The following is a 20,908-nucleotide window of genomic DNA, read 5'->3' on the forward strand; positions in this document are numbered from 1 at the left end:
ATCATGAGAGACACTAATGTACAGCGCGTCGGCAAGCTCGACACGGCGACACTGAGCGATGCGCTCGATCGATGCGGGATCAACGGCCAGTGCCATCATATCAAGCCGAGTTCCCCCGACTTTCGCATGGCCGGCCGCGCCTGGACGCTTCGCTATGGCCCGGCAGGCAAACCAGCGGGCACGGTTGGCGATTATATCGATACGGTGCCGGACAATGCCGTCATCGTCCTCGACAACGGCGGCCGCGATGATGCGACGGTGTGGGGTGACATTCTTACCGAAGTCGCCCATCGGCGCGGACTCTCGGGCACGCTCATCGACGGCGTCAATCGTGACGTCGCGCTGTGCCGCGAACTCGGTTATCCCGTGTATAGCCGCGGCAACTACATGCGTACCGGCAAGGACCGCGTTCAGGTCGAAGCAACTCAGGTTACCGTCAATATCGGTGGCGCGCGTGTCGTGCCTGGCGATCTGGTGCGCGGCGACGCGGATGGCGTCGTCGTGATTCCGCGAGAACACGAGGCGCGCTTGCTCGACGTGGCCGAGACCATCGAAGCCGCGGAAAACGCCATTCGTGAGGCTGTTCGCGCGGGCATGAGCCTGCGCGACGCAAGAGACGCGCATCGCTACCATCAACTGCAGACGCGCGACGAATCATGAGCGCCCCCTTCATCTGCATACCGGAACGATTGCCGACCGTCCGTACATCGATCCAGCGTCCGGAAGCACACCTTATCGCACAGGCATCCGGAATGCCGTCCTCGACACTGCACGAGGCGCTCGGGCGCGTCGGCGCGCTCCCCTCTTCCATCAGACCGGTAGCGCCCGCCATGCGGATCTGCGGACCCGCCGTCATAGTGCACTCGCCGGGTGGCGACAATCTATGGCTGCATCGCGCGCTCTACATTGCCGAGCCGGGCGACGTCCTAGTCGTTCACGTGAGCGGCAAGCCTGATTTCGGGTACTGGGGAGAAATCATGTCCACCGCTGCCTGCGAACGTGGGCTCGGCGGACTCGTCATCGACGGCTGCGTGCGCGACGCGGATCAGCTCGAAGCGCTCGGTTTCCCGGTGTTTTCGACCGGGCTCAGCATTCGCGGCACCAGCAAGGACCAAAGCGCGCGCGGCTGGATCAACCATGCGGTGCGACTCGGCGACGTCGTCGTCCAGCCGGGCGATTTGATCGTCGGCGATCGCGATGGGGTCGTGGCCGTGCCGCGCGAGCGCGTTCAGGAAGCGGTGTCCCGCTCCGCGGCGCGCGAAGCCAAAGAGATCTCGGTGATGCAGCGCCTGCGCTCGGGCGAGCGCACGCTTGAACTCTATAACTTCTGAAGCTGGACCGCGCGGTCCGCTCTACGTGGGAAATCTGATATGGCCTGCATCACACTTGGCATCGGCACTTCGCACAGTCCGATCCTGAATTTGCCTGGGGACAATTGGCAGCGACGCGCTGAGGACGACCTTCGCAGCCGGGCGCTCTACATGCTGGACGGCCGCAAGCTCACTTATGACGAACTCGTCACGGAGCGCGGTACGCCGTACATCAAAGAGAGCGATCCACGCGACTTTCCCCGGCTCGCCAGCGAAGCCGAAGCCGCCCTGGACCGCATCGAAGCCTATTTGCACGCTGCGCGTCCCGACGTCGTCCTCGTGATCGGTGACGATCAGGATGAACTCTTCGGTTATGACAACCTGCCCGCCATCTCCGTCTATCGGGGCGAGGAGATTGTCATGAAGGAAACGGAGTTGCCCCACCCGAAGCTGACCTGGAGCGACAAGAAGTTCTGGGCAGGCTATGCAATGGATCTGCCTCGCCGCTTCCCCGGCGCACCGAAGCTGGCCGACGATCTGATTCGTGAGCTCATCGCTCGCGGTGTCGACGTCGCGACCAGCAACGATGTACCTGACCCGCAGCGCCGTGCGTTTGGTCATGCCTATGGTTTCGTCTATCAACGGCTCATGAAGAACCTTCAGGTTCCGATGTTGCCCGTGCTCCTCAACACGTACTTCCCGCCGAACAACCCTACCTCGGCCCGTTGCCATTACGTCGGCAGTTGCATCGCCGAGGCGTTGGCCGCGTCCCCTATCGACGCGAAAGTAGCGATCATCGCCTCGGGCGGCCTCAGTCACTTCCTCTGCGAAGCGGCGTTCGACCGAAAGATCATCGACGCCATCAAGAACCGCGACAAGGACACGTTAACAAGCATTCCGCAGGAATCGCTCTGCTCGGGATCGTCCGAAATTCGCAACTGGATCACGATGGCCGGCGCCCTCGGGGAGCTCGATTGCGTCTACGACCAATACATCCCGGTCTATCGCACTCCTGCTGGCACCGGTATCGGCCTCGGGTTCGCGGTCTGGCAATGACTGCCGCACCAAACGAACCGCCGACCACCACCTGACAACACTATTCTTTATACGATACAGTCATGATCATCGATTGCCACGGCCACGTCAGCGCTCCCGCCGAACTCTGGGTCTACAAAGCCAATCTGCTTTCGCATCTGGGCGCGCACGGACGCCGTATGTCCGAAGTCAGCGACGAGCAGATCGTCCAGGCGATGAACCGCCGGGAAATGGGCCCGTGCGGCCATGTGGAAGCGCTCGACCGGGTCGGCACAGACATGCAGATGCTCTCGCCCCGCCCTTTCCAGATGATGCACAGTGCCAAGCCGGCCAAGCTCGTGCACTGGTTCACGGAAGAGACTAACAACATCATCGCGCGGACCGTTGCACTGATTCCCGGCAGATTCGTGCCGGTGGCCGGATTGCCGCAGGCGGCAGGCGAGCCGATTGTTCACGCGCTGCCGGAGCTCGAGCGCTGCGTAAAGATGGGCTTTCGCGGCGTGCTCTTCAACCCTGATCCGTACGAGAATACCGGCACCGAAGCGCCGCCGCTTGGTGATCGTTATTGGTATCCGCTTTACGAAAAGCTCTGCGAGCTCGACATTCCAATGCATGTTCACGCCACGGGCTCGCATTCGGACCGCTCCCCCTATACCCTGCACTTCGTCAATGAAGAATCGATCGCCGTCTACGGACTCGTGCATTCGAACGTCTTCAAGGACTTCCCGTCACTGAAAGTCATCTGCTCGCATGGCGGCGGCTCGATTCCGTATCAGATCGGGCGCTTCCAGTCGGGCGCGGGTCGTCGCGGCGTCGATTTCCTCGATGGGATGCGCAATCTCTACTACGACACGGTGCTCTATTCCGAAGAGGCGCTGCGCCTGCTCATTAAGACCGTGGGCGCTGACCGTTGTCTTTTCGGCTCGGAGTGTCCTGGCGTCGGCTCTACGGTCGACAAAACCACCGGGCGCGCACTCGATGACATCCGTCCGACTATCGCAGGGTTTGACTGGCTCAGCCAGAGCGACAAGAAACTCATCTTTGAGGACAACGCACGTAAGGTATTCGGCCTCGCGTGCTGAAGGACCACCGAAGTCCGGGCGCTCGGCAACACGACACCCGCCAAAAGACCAGTTCAATAGTCCATCTCTGTTCGGTTAACTGAGATTCTCGGATGACGGAAAAGCCGACAACCTCTGATAGCGCTTTTTTTGAACTGCCCTCGGTCATGGCAGCTACCGCATCCAGGCAAGCCGTTTTTTGCTTTGCACTCCCATCCCAAAACAACGTATGCATCGGAGACCCGTTTGAAAACCACGCTACTCAATACCACCCTGAGCCGGAGCGCAGCATTGGCATCTTTCGCCGCCCTGCTCTCGGGCGCCTCGACAGCGCACGCGCAGAGTTCAGTTTCACTCTACGGCATCCTTTCCACGGGAGTCGCCTGGGTAAGTAACGTGGGTGGGCACTCGGCCGCCCAGATGATTCCAGGCACCATGCAGAATAACCGTTGGGGCTTGCGCGGCGTTGAGGATCTGGGAGGCGGTCTCAACGCTGTCTTCGTGCTCGAAAACGGCTTCGACAGTACCAGCGGAAAATTCCAGCAGGGCGGGCGAATGTTCGGACGCCAGGCGTACGTCGGTCTTAACGGCAAGTCCTGGGGTACGGTGACGCTCGGTCGCCAATACGACATTCCGTTCGATTATCTTGATCGTTTCGAAGCGCCGGTCGCTGCGCTGGGCTTTGCGACACATATCGGCGATAACGACAATGTGTTCGGCAGCTACCGCTATAACAATTCGATCAAGTACCAGTCGCCAACGGTGAACGGCCTGCGTGGCTCGGTGATGTACGCGATGAGCAACGCGCCCGGCCAGTGGGGTGTGAATCGCTCGGTGAGCGCTGGCGCTGCCTACGAAAACGGGCCGCTCAAGCTGGCGGTAGCTGGATTGAATACCAACTATCCGGGCCCAACGCTGAACCCGAACGGCGCGGTCACTGACGATTACGTCGGGCCACCGTTCCTGCTGTTCCATACCAGCCCGATCAACAAGAATGTGGGGGTGCGCCGTCAGCGCGAATTCGGCGGCGCCGCCCAGTACACCTTCGGCGAGGTGCGCGTGAACGGAATGATCACGGACGTCCGGTACAATTATCTCGACAACACGTCACTGCATCTGGACAACTTTGACGTCAACGCTTCGTACTCTCTCACGCCTTATATCGTGCTGGGCGCGGCTTATGTTTACACGAAGGGGCAATATGGCGGCGGAATCAATACTGCCCCGCACTGGAACATGGGGCAGGTCAGCTTGAACTACCTGTTATCGAAGCGTACGAACGTCTACGTTTTTGCCAATTATCAGCGTGCCACCGACGCGATCGCCGACACCTATCTGCTCGCGCCCTCCAGCAGTGCGAGTCAGACGGTTGTGGTGGCGGGAATTCGTCATCTCTTCTAGAGCGTCCCCTTTGTCGTATCGCGCCTGACTTCACCAACTGAATGACGAGGCCTCCGAATTGTGCCGATGATCGGCCGAACGGAGGCGTCGAAATTGTGAAGCGCGGCCATCTCCCAATTGAATTGCCGATGCTCTGGAGCACACCATGTTGCCCCGTAATCTCGCTGAAACCACTGCCGACCCGCACGTGAGCTCACGTGCGGCCGTTTCCAGACCATACGCAATCTGGGTGCTGTCGCTCACGACATTGATCTACGCGTTCAGCTTCATGGATCGCGTGTTGATGTCGATCGCTGCACCTGCGTTGAAAGCGGAAATGCACCTGACCGACGGCCAGCTTGGCTTGTTGATCGGCCTGGCGTTCGCGCTGTTCTACACCATCCTTGGCATTCCGATCGCGCGGCTCGCCGAGCGTTTCAGTCGGGTGATGATCATATCCGTCACCATCGTCCTCTGGTCGTTCATGACGATCGGATGCGGGACCGCGACGAATTATGCTCAGCTGTTTGCCTTCCGCGCCGGCGTGGGCATTGGCGAGGCCGGCTCAGCACCGGCCGCCTATTCGCTTCTTGCCGACTATTTTTCAGGCAAGCGGCGTTCGTTGATATTCGCACTTTATGCCGGCGGCGTGCCGATCGGTGTGTTGATGGCATCGTTCATCGGCGCACCGCTCATCAAGAACTACGGTTGGCAGCAGGCGTTTTTTTACATCGGAATCCCGGGCGTACTGCTTGGCCTGCTCGCGTTCCTGACAATCAAGGAGCCGGCACGTGGCGCTGCCGTCTCGACCGCGAGCGGTGACAGCGTGCCACGACTTACCGATGTAATCTGGAGAATGGTGAGCAACCGCGCATCACGCAACATGCTTTTCGCAGTCATGCTGGGCATGTTCGCCATGTCCGCGATCTTCCTCTTTCTGCCGGTCTATTTCGTACGCGTCTACGGCATGAATTTCGGGCAGGCGGGTCTTGCCTTCGGGATCATCGGCGGAGTGGGCGGTCTCACCGGCAACATCCTGAGCGGCTATCTTTCCGACAGGCTCGGAAAACGCAACGCTGCCTGGCATGGTTATGTTCCCGCGCTTGGGTGTATCGCAGCGGCATTCCTGTCGTGCATTGCATTCCTGCAGCCCGTTGCTGCCGCAGGCGTGACGCTTCTGGTCGGCTTCGCCGTTGGCATGAACTTCTGGAACGGACCGGCCTTTTCGGTGATCCTCTCGCTGCTGGAGCCTCGTATGCGCGCCACGGCGTCCGCGTTAACGCTCTCCGCCATGGCACTGGTCGGACAAGGTCTTGGCCCCGGCTATGTCGGCTTTCTCAGCGACTTCTTCGCGAAACGCATCTTCAATCGACCAGATTTCGCGCAGCTCTGCGTGGTCGCGAAACACGGCGCGTCGGCAGGTACCCATGCGCCGGGCGACGTGCCCGCGAACATCGCTGCGTTGTGCGCTTCCGCGAGTGCCACGGGCCTCAAGTACGCCCTTATGAGCGCCGTTCCGATCCTGCTCTGGGCCGCCGTTCACTACTGGTTGGCGGGCAGCAAATACGCGAGGCTCAAGGACACTGAACGGCAATACAGTCTGCGGGCCAGCCGGGGCGCTTGATTTCCAGACCCGACATGACTGCTGGCAGCTACAGTCATGTCAGACAGCACCAGGCAAGCACTAGCGCTTGCTCATATTACTTTCGACAGCCATGAAAATTGCGCGTTTTAATGAAGGACAACTAGGTATCGTCATCGACGATCGCTACATCGTCGATGTCACGACTACCCTTGGTGAGGATACGGCCATGTGGCCGCCCGTGGGTGCTACGCGCCTCATCGCGAACTTTGAGCGGCTGAAGCCGTTCATCGAGGCCGGGCTGGAGCACCTTCCACGCGTGCCGATCGAGGATGTGAAGCTGCTTACGCCGGTGCCATGGCCGAACAAGGTCATCGCCTTTCCGGTGAACTATCACGACCACGGACGGGAAATGCAGGCCAGTTATCGGGCCACGCATCAGGGCTTTTTCCTGAAACCGAACTCGTCCCTGTCCGGCGCCGACGAACCCGTCGTCCTGCCGAATGTACCCACCCGCGAGGTCCATCACGAGTCTGAACTTGCGATTGTCATCGGCAAGCAAGGTCGTGACATTGCGCGTGACGACTGGCGGCAGTACGTGTTCGGCTACGCCTGTCTGCTCGACATGGTTGTGCGCGGACGAGAGGAACGCGTATTTCGCAAGGCTTACGACACTTTCTGCCCCGTTGGCCCATGGATCGTCACGGCCGATGAAGTCGGCGACCCGGCCAATCTGGAAATGAAGCTGTGGGTCAACGACGAGCTCAAGCAACACGCCAACACGCGGGATCTGGTGCTCGACATCCCCGGTATGATCGAGATGGCGTCCGCGGTAATGACGTTGTATCCCGGAGACATCGTGGCCACCGGCACGCCAGCGGGCGTCGGGAAAGTCAGCGATGGCGACAAGGTGCGAATCCGGATTGAGCGGGTCGGCGAGATGACCGTTGACATCGTGAGAGGCACAGGTGGTGCAACTGAAGTGTTCGCGCAGCCCTACACTCCCGACATCATCAAGCAAAAATGAACGACCTCACTGACCTCGACGAACTTTACGCCGCAATCGACAGCCTCCACATGGAGGGCGGATGGCATCGCAAGGCGCCTGCACTGTGGAGCGAACCGCGCGAGAACTTCTTGCCTGCGCTCTGGCGATATGCCGACGTCAAGCCGATTCTCGAACGTGCCGGCGACCTGGTCGATCATCGAATGGCGGATCGTCGCAACCTGACACTACGGAACCCCGTGGAAGGGAACCTGTATGCGACGGTACGCACACTCGTCGGCGCCTATCAGTCGATCAAGCCGGGCGAAGTCGCGGACGCGCACCGGCATACGCCCAATGCGCTGCGGATCATTCTCGAAGGGCACGGCGCCTATACGGTAGTCGATGGTGTACGGGTTGAAATGCGGCCTGGGGACATTCTCCTGACGCCAAGCTGGTGCTGGCATTCGCATGCGAATGGCGGTCCGGACGACTGCTTCTGGGTGGACGTACTGGACGTGCCGCTCATCCACCTGCTCGAGCCGATGTTCTTCGAGCGCCACCCCGAAAAATTGGAGCGGGACGTAGTGACCGTCGCGGAGTCGCCGGTCGCGTTCAGGTGGGAGGCGTCGCTCGAGGCGCTCGACAAGGCCGCGGCGCCCGCGAACGGCATGGCACAGCGCGAGATCGAACTGGGCGCGCCGGCGATGAAGAGCACGGCGATCCACGTTCAACGCATGGGAGCGGGATTCGTGTCGCAACGATACCGCACCACCGCCAATGCGATATTCACAGTTGTCGAAGGCCGCGGTACGACGCGCTGCGGCGACACGGAAATGCAGTGGGAAAAAGGCGATATGTTCGCCATGCCGGCATGGCGCAATTATCAGCACAAGGTGGACGGCGACGCGCATCTCGTACGAGTAAGTGACGAGCCGGTCATGCGCGCACTGGACGTTTTGCGCGACGAACTTTCGCCGTCTAGCCACGTAATACGAGGGGAAATTTCATGCATATCTTGATAGCAGGTGGTGGAATTGGTGGCCTTGCTGCAGCAGTCGCGTTGCTGCAGCAAGGGATCGACGTCGACCTCTACGAACGCGCACCCGAGTTGCGGGAAGTCGGCGCCGGTATCCAGATCAGTCCGAATGGAAATGCAGTGCTCGACTCGCTCGGCGTGTTCGAGCAGTTGAGGTCCCTCTCCTGCGATCCGGCGCGCAAAGAGTTTCGCCTCTGGAACACGGGCAAGCCTTGGCCGATGTTCAGCCTCGGCAAGTCCGTGATCGAGCGCTATGGTTATCCTTACCTGACCGTTTACCGGCCGGATCTGCATCAGACACTGGCGGATCGCGTACGCGCGCTGAAGCCTAATGCGATTCATCTCGACAGCGCGGTGATCGGTTGTGAGCAGAACGACAGCAGCGCCACCTTGATCCTGCACAACGGCCAGCGCATCAAGGGCGACGCCTTGATCGGTGCCGACGGTGTGCGTTCGGTCGTCCGCAACGCACTGTGGCCCAACACCGACGCGGCGTTCTCCGGCATGGTGACATGGCGGGCGTTGATCCCGATGAAGAGTTTGCCCGAGCATATGCGCGAATCGGTCGGGTCGACCTGGATCGGACCGGGCGGCCATGCCGTCAATTATCCGCTGCATCGTGCCGAAATCATGAATTTCGCTGCCACCATCGAAGGCAAGCGCTGGACTGCTCAAGCCAGCTTCGAACAAGGTACCGTCGAAGAGTGCCTCGGCGATTTCAAAGGTTGGCATGAGGACGTGCAGACCATGATCAAGCTCGCGCCGAATCTGCTGAAATGGGGACTGATGAAGCGCGAGCCGATCCCGCAATGGACGCAGGCGCGCATTTCGCTGCTGGGCGATGCAGCACACGTGACGTTGCCGTTCCTCGCGCAGGGTGCAGTCCACGCTATCGAAGATGGCATGGTGCTGGCGCGTTGCCTCGCGGGTGCCGAGCCGTCAGACGTACCGGCCGCGCTGTTGCGTTACGAACATGCACGAATCGAACGTACCAGTCGGATGGTGCGAGGCGCGACGGACAACACCGAACGCTTTCACAGTTCAGAACTCGCCACTGAAGCTTCAGCGGCCCAATACCTGGAACGTGAATGGAGTGCCGCGCCAATAGCCGAGCGCTACGACTGGCTCTATTCGTACAACGCGACTACCGTCGAAATCTGGTTAGGACATTCATGAGCAGCAAACTACTGACCGGCGTCAGGGTGCTCGATCTGACCAACGTGCTGGCCGGCCCGTTCGCCGGCTATCAGCTCGCGTTGCTCGGCGCTGACGTCATCAAGGTCGAGACATCGGACACCGGCGACCTCGCACGCCAGCTCGGCGCCCATCCCGCGCTGAACCAGCGCGGGATGGGCACGTCCTTCCTCGCGCAGAACGCCGGCAAGCGTTCGTTGTCGCTGAACCTGAAAAGCGCGGGCGGCAAGGCGATTTACCGGCGCCTCTTGGCCAGCGCGGACGTCCTGCTGGAAGACTTCCGGCCCGGCGTGATGGACCGGCTCGGCCCCGGCTACGACGCGCTACGCGAAGTACGCGACGACCTCATCTACTGCGCGATCTCCGGCTTCGGGCAGAGCGGGCCGCTCGCGTCAGCGCCCGCGGAACGGCCAGTTGCTTGCGTTCACTCTCAGACAACTTCGCTGCCGCGCTGGCGGCTCGACTCATGCACGCACCACGTCTGAAAAAATGGGCTGCCATTATTGACCATAACAGCGCCATCAGGCGTCTCGCGTGTTAGCCTGGTTTGAGCCAGCGGTTGCGTCGCCACAGCGATAGCTGTGTCGCCGCCATGCCAGGTTCACTCCGACGTGCCTTTCGCAGGAAACGGACTGTGCCCGTCCATCCAGTCGTATGGGTCGCCGTGGTGCGCCCATGCCCAGTTCCTTGCTGGAGGGAGATTGATCACCTCGACGGCGTGGTTCGACGCGGAACCCTCGTCGGTCCGATCATGCGTATCACTTCGGTGATCGATATCTCGGAATTTCGTTTGGTCGTAAAACATCGTTATCTCCTTTGACAGCTTGACATACATATTTACCCGCGCCTACCGTACGAGACCGAAGGGTGCTGTTGGGGGGCCGACTTCTGACGACCGACAGGCTGGGCGCGGGACAGCGCGTTGCCCAGGCAGTTGCGTTCAATTTCGCCCACCGGTCCCGTATAGCGCGATCCGAATTGAATCTGGCGTGCGATCGGTTGTAGCCATATCCCAACGCTCGTTCACCAATTGATCCGCCAGATTGCAAAGTTCTACACCGGCGAGCGAGCAGGCAATCAGGGCAGAATTCAACACTTTCATTTCATTCTCCATGACTTACGGATACTGCGTGGCTTTGGCGAAACTATATGACTGCCACCCACGCAGATAAACGGGGTTGGCCGGAAGTGACCTTCCCGATTAGCGGAAGGATCGGGGGATCAACGCGCGTTGAACGGCGCGTCCTTGTCGAGCAACGCGGTGCGAATGAAGTGCAGGCAACCCAGGATGCGCTGCAGGTCGTGCCGTCTGTCGCGATCGACATGCACCGTTTGCAGCACGTCCTGCGCGATCCACGTGGCCGAGCACACGGAGACGAGCGCGCTTTCGAGCGCTCGCGTATCGGACCGATCGAAGAGCAGCGCGAGGTCGGCGCGAGTGCTCGATAGCACCGCTCCAGCGTGGATGAAGGGCGTCCGCATAAGTGGCGCGCGTAGTTGCGCAGATCGATCACCGCGTGGCCGACTTCGAGCGTGGCGAGCATCCAGCGCAACGCCGGGTCTTCGAAGGCGGCGAAGGTACGCGTCGCCTCGAAACCGACGATTTCGTCGACGAGGTCCGCAAAGCGCCGTTCGAATTGGCCGCGCTCGATACCACGATCCAGCACGTCGGCAGCGAACGCAGTAAAATTGGCGAATCGATTTGCAGCGCCCGCCGCAGCGCAAGACTCGAGCGCTGCGGCACGATCAGCGCACTCATCGCGCTTGAACACGCGATACCGACCGCCACTTCCGCCGCGCGCGTAAGCGCCGCCAGAAACAGATCGTGCGGCGCCGTGACATTCGGAATGCGATTTCAGTACCGGCCGCCTTGCTGATCGCCGTCAGCGCCGTGCGCGCTGAAGTGGACCGGCCCATAATGTAGTGCCGCGACTTCACCATTGCCGACGTAATGTTGATGATGCGGCCGAACTTGCGTTGCCGCATGCCTGGGATGTAGGTGCGCATCAGTTGCAAAGCGGGAACCATGTTGGCGCCCAGTGTGCTGAGCAGCGCGGTTTAGTCGCATTCGTCGAGGTTGCCAAGGGGCAGCCCCGCATTGTTATTGACCAGAACGTCGACATCGGGCTGCAACGAGAAAATCTTCGCGCGGCCGTGGGGCGTACAGAGATTGGCCGCGTCATGCGACGTTGGTCCAAAACATAGACCGTTTGGCAAGCAACCGGACTGACTTCGTGTTTAATCGCTAGTCAAAACAGGCAAATGGCGCATGCGAGTCCATCCGGTCACAGTAAACGTGCGCACTCGTCCACGCCCAGTCCGAGACGGGATTGAACGTGTTCTTGCGACTTTCATCGTTCGAGCGGCCATCGCCGACTTGGCGCTTCACGTCATGGCTGGGGTATAGCGGTTGTCTTCCGTTTGCTTCGTAGTTCATTTGATCTGTTCCATTGAAGTTGAGGATCGGTATCCCTGCGTCTGTCCATGGCCATTGGTCGTGCTGCTGACATTGACTCTCGCGACCAAAAGGTGATCCATTAACCATCTGTTCTATCGGACACACCGGTAGATCTGTCACAGGGCTATTTCGATCTTTTGGTCTCCGCGTGGCGCTGAGGCTAGACCCGCGTCCATTTTCGCGACATCCATTGTCAGTCGTCCGGTGTCGGGCGGAAACACACACCACGAGCCGTCGTCGTGCCTAAAGAAAACAAATGCAAGGTTGCTTGACGAACCTCTCGCCTGGACGCAGATATATCGCCACTGCTTGCGCCGCGTGTGGCTAAAGCGCGTCACCCGTGCGCATGCAGCTAACTCGGCGCCTAGCCATTTTTCCACTAGCGATCGCAAGGAAGCGTCGCGAAAACTCATTTTGCATCTCCCTGCATCATGGTTGATACGCCCTTGAAACGTTGGACGCGCCGACGACGCGGTTTTCCGAGCGTTTCGAATTGGGTGGGTGTCTGGATACCTGATCCCAAAAAGCTCGGGAAATACCTGGCAAAAGCTCGCACTCTCGTGCGCGATCATCCAGAAGGTTTGGACCTCACGCAAATGTGTGCCAACTCAAACTCCGCTCTATGCGATGCGTCATCTCAGAAGGTCTTCGTTCCCCTTTCGTCGCCTCTTCCGCTGCGTCTGGCGGTCCGGATTGCGTGATCGAAGTTTTCGTCTGTAGCAACGTGACGGTGATCGACGCTCACCAACCACCTGCCATCCGCAAAACACCAACGAATGCGACGCTCCTCAACCAGACCAGCAAACCATCTCCAGATATCCGCATCCTCGGCGTTGGCCGCGTTCGCAGCGCTTTGCCGGATCTGTATTGCGAGAGCCAACAGTTCCTCCATCAGTGAAAGCGATTGGCAGATCAGGAGGTTTCAAACGCTTTCAATTAGATCGGGCACGAGCGTGAACAGATCGCCAACGAGGCCGTAGTCCGCGACGCTGAAGATCGGCGCTTCCGGATCCTTGTTGATCGCGACGATCACCTTCGAATCCTTCATGCCCGCCAGATGCTGGATCGCACCCGAGATGCCGACCGCAACGTACAGTTGCGGCGCGACGATCTTCCCCGTCTGGCCGACCTGATAGTTGTTCGGCACATAACCCGCATCGACGGCTGCGCGTGAGGCGCCCATCGCTGCACCGAGCCTGTCGGCCAAAGGTTCTAGCACGTTCGTGTAGTTCTCGCCGCTGCCCAGACCCCGACCGCCCGAGACGATGATGTTCGCGTTGGTCAGTTCCGGACGATCCAGCTTCGTTACTTCGCGGCTCACGAACTGCGAGATGCCTGCGTCGGCTGCGGCCTCGATCTTCTCGACCGGTGCGCTGCCCCCTTGCGCTGCCACCGGATCAAAGCCCGTAGCGCGCACCGTGATGACCTTGATCGGGTCTTGTGATTGCACGATCGCGATTGCGTTGCCCGCGTAGATCGGGCGTTCAAACGTGTCGGGCGAATCGACTGCCGTAATCTCGCTGATCTGCGCGACGTCGAGCTTCGCCGCAATGCGCGGTGCGATGTTCTTGCCATAAGCCGTTGCCGGCACGAGGATGTGCGAGTATTCCTTCGCAATGTTCAGCACTGTCGCTTCGACGTTTTCCGCGAGGCCATCGGCCAGTTGCGGCGCATCGGCGAGCAGAACTTTGCATACACCTGCGATCGTCGACGCCTGCTCTGCTGCTAAACCTGTACGGTGACCCGCAATCAATACGTGAATGTCACCACCCGTAAACGTGGCGACAACTGCTGCGGCCGCCACCGTATTGAGCGTCGCCGCCTTCAGCGACACGTTATCGTGTTCAGCAATTACCAGAATCGTCATTTGTTTTCGTCTCCACTTTCCGTGTTCGCTTGATCAAAGCACCTTCGCTTCGGTCTTCAGCTTCCCAACCAGCGTCTTCACGTCCGCCACCTTTACGCCAGCAGAGCGCGTGGATGGCTCGCTGATTTTCAGCGTCTTCAGACGCGGCTTGATGTCGACGCCGAGGTCCTCGGGCTTGATCGTTTCCAGCGGCTTCTTCTTCGCCTTCATGATGTTCGGCAGCGTCACGTAGCGCGGCTCGTTCAGGCGCAGGTCTGTCGTGATCACAGCCGGCAACGTCAGCGACAGCGTTTCGGCGCCACCATCGACTTCGCGCGAAACCGTAGCCTTACCGTCGGCCACGACAACCTTCGACGCGAACGTTGCCTGCGGAAATCCGGCTAACGCAGCCAGCATCTGGCCGGTCTGGTTCGAATCGTCATCAATCGCCTGCTTGCCGAGGATGACCAAAGAAGGCTGCTCCTTGTCGACCAGTTCGTTGAGCAGCTTGGCGACGGCCAGCGGCTGCAGGTCTTCGTTCGATTCGATCAACACCGCGCGATCCGCACCGATCGCCAGCGCCGTGCGCAGCGTTTCCTGCGCCTGCGCGACACCCGCGGACACAGCGATCACCTCTGTCGCCACACCCGCTTCCTTGAGACGAACCGCTTCTTCCACGGCGATTTCGTCAAACGGGTTCATCGACATCTTCACGTTCGCAATGTCGACACCCGCGCCGTCCGACTTCACACGAACCTTCACGTTGTAGTCGACTACGCGTTTGACCGCGACCAGGATCTTCATATCTATTCCTTGACTATCATGGGCCTACTGAATTGACGATGTTGCTTATGCGCCTGCGAAACCTGGGAATGCGCGCGCTACCCGTCGGGGGGACGATAAAAACGAGGCTAACCCGCCCTGCAAAGCAGAGCTGCAAGGCTTGCACCGATCACCGGGGATACGACCATTAGTTATCTTCCGCAGACCCGCTCATCCAACGTCCGACCGTTCAATTAGCACAGCGGACCTCACTCCCTGCCCCGTTTCTAGCCTGGTAATGTGAAACGGCCAATTGCATCGCGCAGGCTGGCGACCTGATCGCGCAACGAGTGCGCGGCAGCCGCAGCCTGTTCGACCAGCGCTGCGTTCTGCTGCGTCACCTCGTCCATCTCGCCGATCGCACGATTGACCTGCTCGATACCGGCGCTCTGTTCCAGCGACGCGCAGCTGATTTCGTCGAGGATTGCGTGGACGCGCGTGACCGCCTTCACGATGTCGCCCATCGTCCTGCCCGCATTCGATACCTGCTCGGCGCCCGCCTCAACAGCCTGCGTCGATGCACTGATCAGATCCTTGATGTCCCGCGCCGCCGCCGCCGAGCGCTGCGCAAGGCTGCGCACTTCCGAAGCGACCACCGCAAAGCCGCGCCCTTGCTCGCCGGCGCGCGCCGCCTCGACCGCGGCGTTCAGCGCGAGGATATTGGTCTGGAACGCAATGCCATCGATCACGCCGATGATGTTGCCGATCTCCCGGGAAGTGCTGGTGATATCGCCCATGGTAAGCACCACGCCGTCGACGGCCCGGCTGCCTTGTCTCGCAACATCGGCGGCCTCGCTCGCGAGATGCGCCGCCTGCTCGGCGCTTAGGGCGTTGCGTTTCACATTGGCGGTCATCTCGTCCATGCTCGACGCCGTTTGCACCAGCGCGGCAGCCTGCTTCTCCGTGCGGCTGGAAAGGTCGGCATTGCCGGAAGCGATTTCGTGCGCGCCGACGTCAACGTTCTCCGCGCCGGCCTGCACGCGCGCTACAGTTTCGACGATCCCGTCGCGCATGGTGGCAAGCGCCAGCATCAGGCTCGGCCGCTCGCCGTTACGCACCGGGACGTTGGCGCCGAGATCGCCCTGCGCAATCCGCTGCGCCGCGGCGACCGCCACTTCCATTTCGCCGCCAAGCGCACCGAGAACGCTACGCACCACGAAGCCCATTACCAGCGTGGAGACGCCGGCAAGGAACGCAGTGACGGCGAGCCACCGCGCCAGACTGGCGTAGAACTCATGATCGATGTCGTCCATGTAAATGCCAGTCGCGATGTACCAGTCCCACGGTGCGAAGTGCGCCACGTAGTTGGTCTTGACTGCGCGAACGTCACTGTCGGGCTTGCGGCCCACGTAGTCGGCAAAGCCGCCGCCAGGCCGATCACCGGCAGCGACCAGCTTTGGAAACAAAGGCTGTCCGGCGCCATCCATCATCTGGCTGGCATCCTTGCCGGCCATCTGCGGCAGGAATGGATTCATCACGACCACGAGATGCGAATCAATGATCGCCACATAGCCATCCTCGCCATAGCGCAGGTCGGCCAACGCCGCCAACGCCTGCCTGCGTGCGTCCACGTCGCTCAGCGCACCCTTCTGCGCGAGCCGATAGTAGTGGCCGGCGAGGCTCTCGGCCTGCTGAACGAGCGTCTGCAACTGCCCGCGGCGATCGGCGAGCATGGACGAGCGCGCCTGCCACGCGCCAAACGCGCCGATCAGCACGAGGCCGATCCACAGCAAGGCAATCATCGAAAGAAGCTTGTGGTTCAATGTCATCTTCATGGATAAGGAGGGCGATACATTTCGGTCCGACGCGCGCGCCGGGCTCAACGCGCGACGATCATGCAGACAGCCGACGCCGTTGCAACGAGCTTATCGTCCTGCCACAGCTCTCCGTTCACGTTGCACACACCGCGTCCCCTGCGCATCAGCGTCGCCCGGCCAGTCAGGCGGCCGGGTTTCGCGGGCCGCAGGAACGAGGTGTTCAGGCTAAGCGTGGCGCAGTGTTCGCCTTCAGCCAGTGTCGACATCACGAGCGTCGCCGTCACGTCGTCAAGCATGGCGCACAGCATGCCGCCCTGCACCTGACCCGCCGGGTTGAGAAACGCCGGCGCGCCCACGTACTGCGCTTGGAGCGTGTCGTCCTCTAGTGACAGGAACACCCCGCCAAGCATCGTCGTCACCGGCGGCAGCGAGCCGTTCGTGCCATACAGGCGCGCGAGAGCGTGTTTTTCGTCGATTTCCATTGATGGTCTCCTTTTTTCGAGGCAGCTTGCGGTTCGAAGCCCAAGCGCTTTTCGCATTGCTTCGAAGCCTATTCGCCGCGAAACACCGGGTTGCGCTTCTCCTGCCACGCCAGCGCGCCTTCACGCAGGTCCTGCGATGCGTCCGCCTGCGTGACGTCGCGCCAGAACTCGTCTTCGTCTAGCGTGCCGCATGCAATCCGGTTCAGGTGCTTCTTCATGCCGAGCAGCGCCAGCGGCGCCATCCCGGCCAGCTCGCCGCTCAGGCGTTCGACTTCGTCGCGCAGCGCGGCTGGCGCCACCACCGCATCGAGAAACCCGCAGGCTTGCATCTGCGCGGCATCGAACGTCGCGGCCGCAAGCAGCAGCTTCTTTGCCGTATTCAGTCCGAGCCTAGAAACATAGCGCTGCAGGCCGTCGCGATAGAACAGCAGGCCAAGGCGCGCAGCCGGCACGAACATCTGGCTCGTTTCAATGCCGATCCGGAAGTCGCAGGCGAGCGCGAGATCGGTTGCGCCGCCGTACACGCCACCGTTGATCGCTGCGATCGTCACCGGCCGCGCGCGCTCCAGCTCGTTGGCGAGCGCCTCGAAACTCGCGGCCGCGTCTCCGTCGCCAATGCTGCCAATGTTGAAGCCAGCGCAAAAGTGCCGACCTTCGGCGCACAGCCGCAGTACGAGCACGTCGCGCCGCGCGTCTACGTCGCGGATGAAGCCGCGCAGCGTCGCGAGGTCTTCTGGTTCGAGACGGTTCGCCATCTCGGGGCGACGCAACGTGATCGTCGCTATCGGACCGGCGACGGTGAGTTCCGGCGCAAAGCCGGACGAACGGGTGGCGGCCTTCGGGGTCATCTCGAGCTCAATGGAAGTTGTAGATCTGCATGGTCGTCTCGCCGGACTCAATGCGCTTGCAGATCGTGGCCTCATCGGCCTCGCGCTTCGCGGCCATCTCGACAACGTCAGCCGCACGCGCACGCGGGATGGCAACGACGCCGTCCCGGTCGCCGACAACCAGGTCGCCCGCGTTGACCGTTACGTTACCGATCAACACCGGTTCGTTGATCCAGCCAATCGCACCATAATCCTTGCCCGTCCCGCGAATCGACAGGCCGCGCGAAAAGACCGGGAAGCCGATCTGCTCAAGCAGGTCCGCGTCGCGCACAGCAGCGTCGATCACGAGACCGGCGAGACCGCGCACCTTTGCCGCGGTTGTCATGACTTCACCCCAGTATCCGTGCTCGTAGATGCCGCTGGTGTAGACCACCAGCACATCGCCCGGTTGCGCCAGCACAAGCGCGCGATGCAGCCAGAGGTTGTCGCCACCCGGCGAATGCACGGTAATTGCCGTGCCGCAGATCCTGAAGCCCGGCGCCACCGGCTTGATCGCGGCAGGCAGCGCCCCGATCTTCCCGCCTGCTTCGTGCAGCGTCGCCGCGGGCAACGTGCGCGCGGCCTTGACCACGCTCGCCTCGACGCGTTCGATCGCGGTACGCACCGTCGTTGCCGAATCGTGTTCTTTCATGTTTATTTTCCCCGAGTCTGCAACTGGTGGTACTTGAACTGTTGGCGCGCCTCGTCGAGACGCATGCCGCCGCGGCAGGCTTCGCGGATTGCGTCCTCTGCATGCTGGATGGTCTCGGCCGCGTCGAGCACGGTGGCCTCATGCTCGCGCGGGATCACGACCACACCGTCGGCATCGCCGCGCAGGATGTCACCCGGCTGAACGCGAGCCTCGCCAATGTTGACCGGAATGTTGGTCGCCTCGACCTGCACGCGATCCTTGCCTGTGCGCATCCAGTGATCGCGGCTGAACACGGGATAGCCGAGCTTCAGGCACAGGGCGACGTCGCGGCACACGCCGTTGATCACCGTGCCGCCAAGGCCGCGGCGGTGTGCGATCTCGGTCAGGATGTCGCCCCAGACGGTCGCGTCTTCGCGTCCACCGTTGTCAAGCACGACGATCGCGCCGGGCGGCACGTCGTCGATATAGTCGCCGACCGTCCCAGGCGGGTTCGAGGCAGGACCGTACTTGAGTGTCCAGGCGCGCCCCGCGAGCCGGAAGTCAGTACTGCGGGCCTTGATCCTGTAGCACTGCCCAGCGATGCCGAGTTTGTCGAGCGCATCCGAGAGGGTGGCCGTATCCAGCTTGCCGGCGCGTTCAACGTTGCGGTTGTCGTTCGTCATGGTATCTATCCTGGTGGATTGTGAATGTGCTCACTTGAGCATGTGTTCGTAGTTGCCACCCATCACTTTCCCGACCGGCGAGCCAGACAGGATCGCCTTGGCCATCGCGGCCTCCTTCGCGACAATCGTCTCGGCAGTGTCGAGCACAATACCGATGTCGCCGGCGCGGATGAAGATCACGGCGCTGTTGTCGGCCACGACATAGTCGCCTGCCTCCACCTGCACTTCGCCGATCTGCACCGGCACGTTGGTGCCCTTCTCGACCACGCGGCCGCGCGCCGTGCGCGCCGTGGTTGCGCGGCTGAACACCGGCAGTTCATAGGCGATGGCTTCGTCGATATCGCGCACCGGGCCGTCGGCCACCACGCCCGCGACCTCGCGCACTTTCGCCGCGAGCGAGAGGAGACCGCCCCAGCAGCCGGCTTCGACGCCGCTGCGCTGTTCGATCACGATCACGTTGTCGACGTCGGACTGTTCGATGGCGGTGCAGCCGAGGTGCACCGGCGGTCCGGGCGGCGCTTCGCCGGTGCCAAGCTTGACGGTGATCGCGCGACCGGCGATGCGTCCCGCGCCCGCTCGCTGCGGCAAGCCGCTCACGACGCCAGGGAGTTCGAGTTTGTCGAGCGCGTCCGACACGGCGCAGCAATCGAGCCGGCGCAGGCGCTGTACGTTTTGGTCAACCATGATGTGTTGTACTGTCCTGAAAGAAACTTTGAAGTGCTATGCGAGCGCGTCGTCCTGGACGGACCGGGCTGCCGTATTCAGTCGAGCGTATGCCAGGCCGCGAAAGCGAGGCCCGTGCCGGTCAGTGCCGCCGTGCGGTACCCAGGCACGTACGTGACCCATTCGAGGTCGAGCGACTTCAGTGCCTCGACGCCGATGATCCAGTTACGGATTTCCGAGCTGCCGGCCTGCAGCTTCTTCGGATGAAGCGTGGCCAGCCATTCGCTGTCCTTGCGGCGGATCGCGTCGATGATGCCGTTGTCGAGTTCCTCGTCCACGACGAAGTGCGACAGTCCTCCCGAAGCCAGCACGCCGACGCGCAGGTCTTCCGGATACGCCTCGATCAGCTCGCGCAGCGCACGGCCGAGCTGCACGCAGCGGCGCGGCGTGGGCTGGTTCGGCGGATCGAACGTGTTGATGATGACCGGGATCACCGGCAGGTCAAGACCTTGCATATAGCGGCGGTGAATGAACGAGAACGCATGGCCCTCGTACTGGTCGCGCTCGAGACCGTCCATCGCCGTGATGTCGAAATCGCGGTCGCACAGCTCGCGGATCAGCCAGCGCGCCATGTCGGCCTTTACCGGATAGTGAACGTCGGCATCCGGCTCCTGGCGCATGGTGCGCGCCTTCGCGTACCAGCTTTCGTTCGGGCTCGACACCCGCTTCGCGTTGCGGATCGTCTCGCCGTAGTAGATCGCGAAGGCCGGATTATTCGTCACCCGAAACAATTCCGTCTGATCGTCGCCGATCACGAGCAGCACGTCGAGGTTCGCCGCGCGGATACGCTCGCGCAACTCGTCCATGGCCGCTTCGGCCTGATCGTAGCGCTCGCCCATCCTTTCGGCCACTACCATCGCCTCGGAATCCGTCGGGGCGATCTTGAGCAGCTCCTCGTAAGTCGTGGGGTTGCCGAGGCGATCGAAGTAATACGGATTTTTCGGATCGACCTGCTTGAAACCATGCTGCCAGTCTTCGCGCTGGCAAACCAGCATGATGCTGTGCGATGAACCGAATCCGGCGACCAGTCGTGCCATTTCGTCTCCCTCTCTCT

The 20,908-nt window shown here is 61.4% G+C and carries 21 protein-coding genes and 2 pseudogenes; 11 read left to right on the plus strand and 12 right to left on the minus strand.

The window, feature by feature from the left end; all coding sequences use genetic code 11:
- Window positions 1-3: 3 nt before the first annotated feature.
- The 10 genes and pseudogenes from HF916_RS05175 to HF916_RS05220 all read left to right on the plus strand — a co-directional run.
- Window positions 4-660 (plus strand): RraA family protein, encoded by a 657-nt coding sequence (locus tag HF916_RS05175; protein ID WP_168788044.1) that lies wholly within the window; start codon window positions 4-6, stop codon window positions 658-660.
- A complete protein-coding gene (locus HF916_RS05180; RefSeq protein ID WP_168788045.1) occupies window positions 657-1,331 on the plus strand; it encodes a 4-carboxy-4-hydroxy-2-oxoadipate aldolase/oxaloacetate decarboxylase in 675 nt (224 codons plus the stop codon). The genes HF916_RS05175 and HF916_RS05180 overlap by 4 nt, the downstream gene beginning before the upstream one ends.
- A 39-nt stretch (window positions 1,332-1,370) precedes the next feature.
- Window positions 1,371-2,366, plus strand: a complete 996-nt coding sequence (locus HF916_RS05185; protein ID WP_168788046.1) for an extradiol ring-cleavage dioxygenase — start codon at window positions 1,371-1,373, stop codon at window positions 2,364-2,366.
- Between the two features lie 62 nt (window positions 2,367-2,428).
- Window positions 2,429-3,427, plus strand: a complete 999-nt coding sequence (locus HF916_RS05190; RefSeq protein WP_168788047.1) for an amidohydrolase family protein — start codon at window positions 2,429-2,431, stop codon at window positions 3,425-3,427.
- A gap of 225 nt (window positions 3,428-3,652) precedes the next feature.
- Window positions 3,653-4,807, plus strand: coding sequence for a porin (locus HF916_RS05195; RefSeq protein WP_168788048.1), 1,155 nt, complete (start codon window positions 3,653-3,655; stop codon window positions 4,805-4,807).
- Window positions 4,808-5,036: 229 nt separating this feature from the next.
- Entirely contained in the window at window positions 5,037-6,410 is a 1,374-nt protein-coding gene (locus HF916_RS05200) for a spinster family MFS transporter (protein ID WP_168788049.1), read from the plus strand.
- A gap of 91 nt (window positions 6,411-6,501) precedes the next feature.
- Window positions 6,502-7,395, plus strand: coding sequence for a fumarylacetoacetate hydrolase family protein (locus HF916_RS05205; RefSeq protein WP_168788050.1), 894 nt, complete (start codon window positions 6,502-6,504; stop codon window positions 7,393-7,395).
- Window positions 7,392-8,375 (plus strand): cupin domain-containing protein, encoded by a 984-nt coding sequence (locus HF916_RS05210; RefSeq protein WP_168788051.1) that lies wholly within the window; start codon window positions 7,392-7,394, stop codon window positions 8,373-8,375. The genes HF916_RS05205 and HF916_RS05210 overlap by 4 nt, the downstream gene beginning before the upstream one ends.
- A complete protein-coding gene (locus HF916_RS05215) occupies window positions 8,363-9,568 on the plus strand; it encodes an FAD-dependent monooxygenase (RefSeq protein ID WP_168788052.1) in 1,206 nt (401 codons plus the stop codon). The genes HF916_RS05210 and HF916_RS05215 overlap by 13 nt, the downstream gene beginning before the upstream one ends.
- A pseudogene (locus HF916_RS05220) lies at window positions 9,565-9,990 on the plus strand (CoA transferase); the annotation flags it as partial. The gene HF916_RS05215 and the pseudogene HF916_RS05220, both read left to right, overlap by 4 nt.
- A 536-nt stretch (window positions 9,991-10,526) precedes the next feature.
- Here HF916_RS05220 and HF916_RS05225 read toward each other — a convergent pair.
- From HF916_RS05225 to HF916_RS50440, 3 genes and pseudogenes are all read right to left on the minus strand, one after another.
- The gene (locus HF916_RS05225) at window positions 10,527-10,688 is read right to left on the minus strand and encodes a hypothetical protein (protein WP_168788053.1); all 162 of its coding nucleotides are present in this window, start codon (window positions 10,686-10,688) and stop codon (window positions 10,527-10,529) included.
- Between the two features lie 119 nt (window positions 10,689-10,807).
- Window positions 10,808-11,038: a hypothetical protein gene (locus HF916_RS50435; protein ID WP_240975377.1), complete on the minus strand. Its 231-nt coding sequence runs from the start codon at window positions 11,036-11,038 to the stop codon at window positions 10,808-10,810.
- Window positions 11,039-11,133: 95 nt separating this feature from the next.
- Window positions 11,134-11,435, minus strand: a pseudogene (locus HF916_RS50440) (FUSC family protein); the annotation flags it as partial.
- 1,306 nt (window positions 11,436-12,741) lie between these two features.
- Here HF916_RS50440 and HF916_RS05235 point away from each other — a divergent pair.
- Entirely contained in the window at window positions 12,742-12,942 is a 201-nt protein-coding gene (locus tag HF916_RS05235) for a hypothetical protein (RefSeq protein ID WP_168788054.1), read from the plus strand.
- A 24-nt stretch (window positions 12,943-12,966) separates the two neighbouring features.
- Here HF916_RS05235 and HF916_RS05240 read toward each other — a convergent pair whose 3' ends face one another.
- The 9 genes from HF916_RS05240 to HF916_RS05280 all read right to left on the minus strand — a co-directional run bounded on the left by HF916_RS05240 (window position 12,967) and on the right by HF916_RS05280 (window position 20,891).
- Window positions 12,967-13,911, minus strand: coding sequence for an electron transfer flavoprotein subunit alpha/FixB family protein (locus HF916_RS05240; RefSeq protein WP_168788055.1), 945 nt, complete (start codon window positions 13,909-13,911; stop codon window positions 12,967-12,969).
- 33 nt (window positions 13,912-13,944) lie between these two features.
- Window positions 13,945-14,694 carry an electron transfer flavoprotein subunit beta/FixA family protein gene (locus tag HF916_RS05245; protein ID WP_168788056.1) on the minus strand — a complete coding sequence of 250 codons (750 nt, stop codon included), beginning with the start codon at window positions 14,692-14,694 and terminating at the stop codon, window positions 13,945-13,947.
- 245 nt (window positions 14,695-14,939) lie between these two features.
- Window positions 14,940-16,481 (minus strand): methyl-accepting chemotaxis protein, encoded by a 1,542-nt coding sequence (locus HF916_RS05250; protein WP_168789014.1) that lies wholly within the window; start codon window positions 16,479-16,481, stop codon window positions 14,940-14,942.
- A gap of 50 nt (window positions 16,482-16,531) precedes the next feature.
- Window positions 16,532-16,951 carry a PaaI family thioesterase gene (locus HF916_RS05255; protein ID WP_168788057.1) on the minus strand — a complete coding sequence of 140 codons (420 nt, stop codon included), beginning with the start codon at window positions 16,949-16,951 and terminating at the stop codon, window positions 16,532-16,534.
- Window positions 16,952-17,019: 68 nt separating this feature from the next.
- Complete coding sequence (locus HF916_RS05260; RefSeq protein WP_168788058.1) at window positions 17,020-17,799, minus strand: enoyl-CoA hydratase/isomerase family protein; 780 nt, start codon at window positions 17,797-17,799, stop codon at window positions 17,020-17,022.
- 7 nt (window positions 17,800-17,806) lie between these two features.
- Entirely contained in the window at window positions 17,807-18,469 is a 663-nt protein-coding gene (locus HF916_RS05265) for a 4-carboxy-4-hydroxy-2-oxoadipate aldolase/oxaloacetate decarboxylase (protein ID WP_168788059.1), read from the minus strand.
- Window positions 18,470-18,471: 2 nt separating this feature from the next.
- Window positions 18,472-19,131: an RraA family protein gene (locus tag HF916_RS05270; protein ID WP_168788060.1), complete on the minus strand. Its 660-nt coding sequence runs from the start codon at window positions 19,129-19,131 to the stop codon at window positions 18,472-18,474.
- 30 nt (window positions 19,132-19,161) lie between these two features.
- Window positions 19,162-19,815 carry an RraA family protein gene (locus HF916_RS05275; RefSeq protein WP_168788061.1) on the minus strand — a complete coding sequence of 218 codons (654 nt, stop codon included), beginning with the start codon at window positions 19,813-19,815 and terminating at the stop codon, window positions 19,162-19,164.
- Window positions 19,816-19,892: 77 nt separating this feature from the next.
- Window positions 19,893-20,891, minus strand: a complete 999-nt coding sequence (locus HF916_RS05280) for a protocatechuate 3,4-dioxygenase (protein WP_168788062.1) — start codon at window positions 20,889-20,891, stop codon at window positions 19,893-19,895.
- Between the last annotated feature and the right edge of the window lie 17 nt (window positions 20,892-20,908).

It is taken from the genome of Paraburkholderia aromaticivorans, assembly GCF_012689525.1.
GTDB lineage: Bacteria > Pseudomonadota > Gammaproteobacteria > Burkholderiales > Burkholderiaceae > Paraburkholderia > Paraburkholderia aromaticivorans_A.

Bases quoted from the DNA above. Each gene is read 5' to 3' on its own strand.
- HF916_RS05175 (WP_168788044.1), top strand. From the start codon at position 4: ATGAGAGACACTAATGTACAGCGCGTCGGCAAGCTCGACACGGCGACA.
- HF916_RS05180 (WP_168788045.1), top strand. From the start codon at position 657: ATGAGCGCCCCCTTCATCTGCATACCGGAACGATTGCCGACCGTCCGT.
- HF916_RS05185 (WP_168788046.1), top strand. From the start codon at position 1,371: ATGGCCTGCATCACACTTGGCATCGGCACTTCGCACAGTCCGATCCTG.
- HF916_RS05190 (WP_168788047.1), top strand. From the start codon at position 2,429: ATGATCATCGATTGCCACGGCCACGTCAGCGCTCCCGCCGAACTCTGG.
- HF916_RS05205 (WP_168788050.1), top strand. From the start codon at position 6,502: ATGAAAATTGCGCGTTTTAATGAAGGACAACTAGGTATCGTCATCGAC.
- HF916_RS05210 (WP_168788051.1), top strand. From the start codon at position 7,392: ATGAACGACCTCACTGACCTCGACGAACTTTACGCCGCAATCGACAGC.
- HF916_RS05215 (WP_168788052.1), top strand. From the start codon at position 8,363: ATGCATATCTTGATAGCAGGTGGTGGAATTGGTGGCCTTGCTGCAGCA.
- HF916_RS05225 (WP_168788053.1), bottom strand. From the start codon at position 10,688: ATGAAAGTGTTGAATTCTGCCCTGATTGCCTGCTCGCTCGCCGGTGTA.
- HF916_RS05240 (WP_168788055.1), bottom strand. From the start codon at position 13,911: ATGACGATTCTGGTAATTGCTGAACACGATAACGTGTCGCTGAAGGCG.
- HF916_RS05245 (WP_168788056.1), bottom strand. From the start codon at position 14,694: ATGAAGATCCTGGTCGCGGTCAAACGCGTAGTCGACTACAACGTGAAG.
- HF916_RS05250 (WP_168789014.1), bottom strand. From the start codon at position 16,481: ATGACATTGAACCACAAGCTTCTTTCGATGATTGCCTTGCTGTGGATC.
- HF916_RS05255 (WP_168788057.1), bottom strand. From the start codon at position 16,951: ATGGAAATCGACGAAAAACACGCTCTCGCGCGCCTGTATGGCACGAAC.
- HF916_RS05260 (WP_168788058.1), bottom strand. From the start codon at position 17,799: ATGACCCCGAAGGCCGCCACCCGTTCGTCCGGCTTTGCGCCGGAACTC.
- HF916_RS05265 (WP_168788059.1), bottom strand. From the start codon at position 18,469: ATGAAAGAACACGATTCGGCAACGACGGTGCGTACCGCGATCGAACGC.
- HF916_RS05270 (WP_168788060.1), bottom strand. From the start codon at position 19,131: ATGACGAACGACAACCGCAACGTTGAACGCGCCGGCAAGCTGGATACG.
- HF916_RS05275 (WP_168788061.1), bottom strand. From the start codon at position 19,815: ATGGTTGACCAAAACGTACAGCGCCTGCGCCGGCTCGATTGCTGCGCC.
- HF916_RS05280 (WP_168788062.1), bottom strand. From the start codon at position 20,891: ATGGCACGACTGGTCGCCGGATTCGGTTCATCGCACAGCATCATGCTG.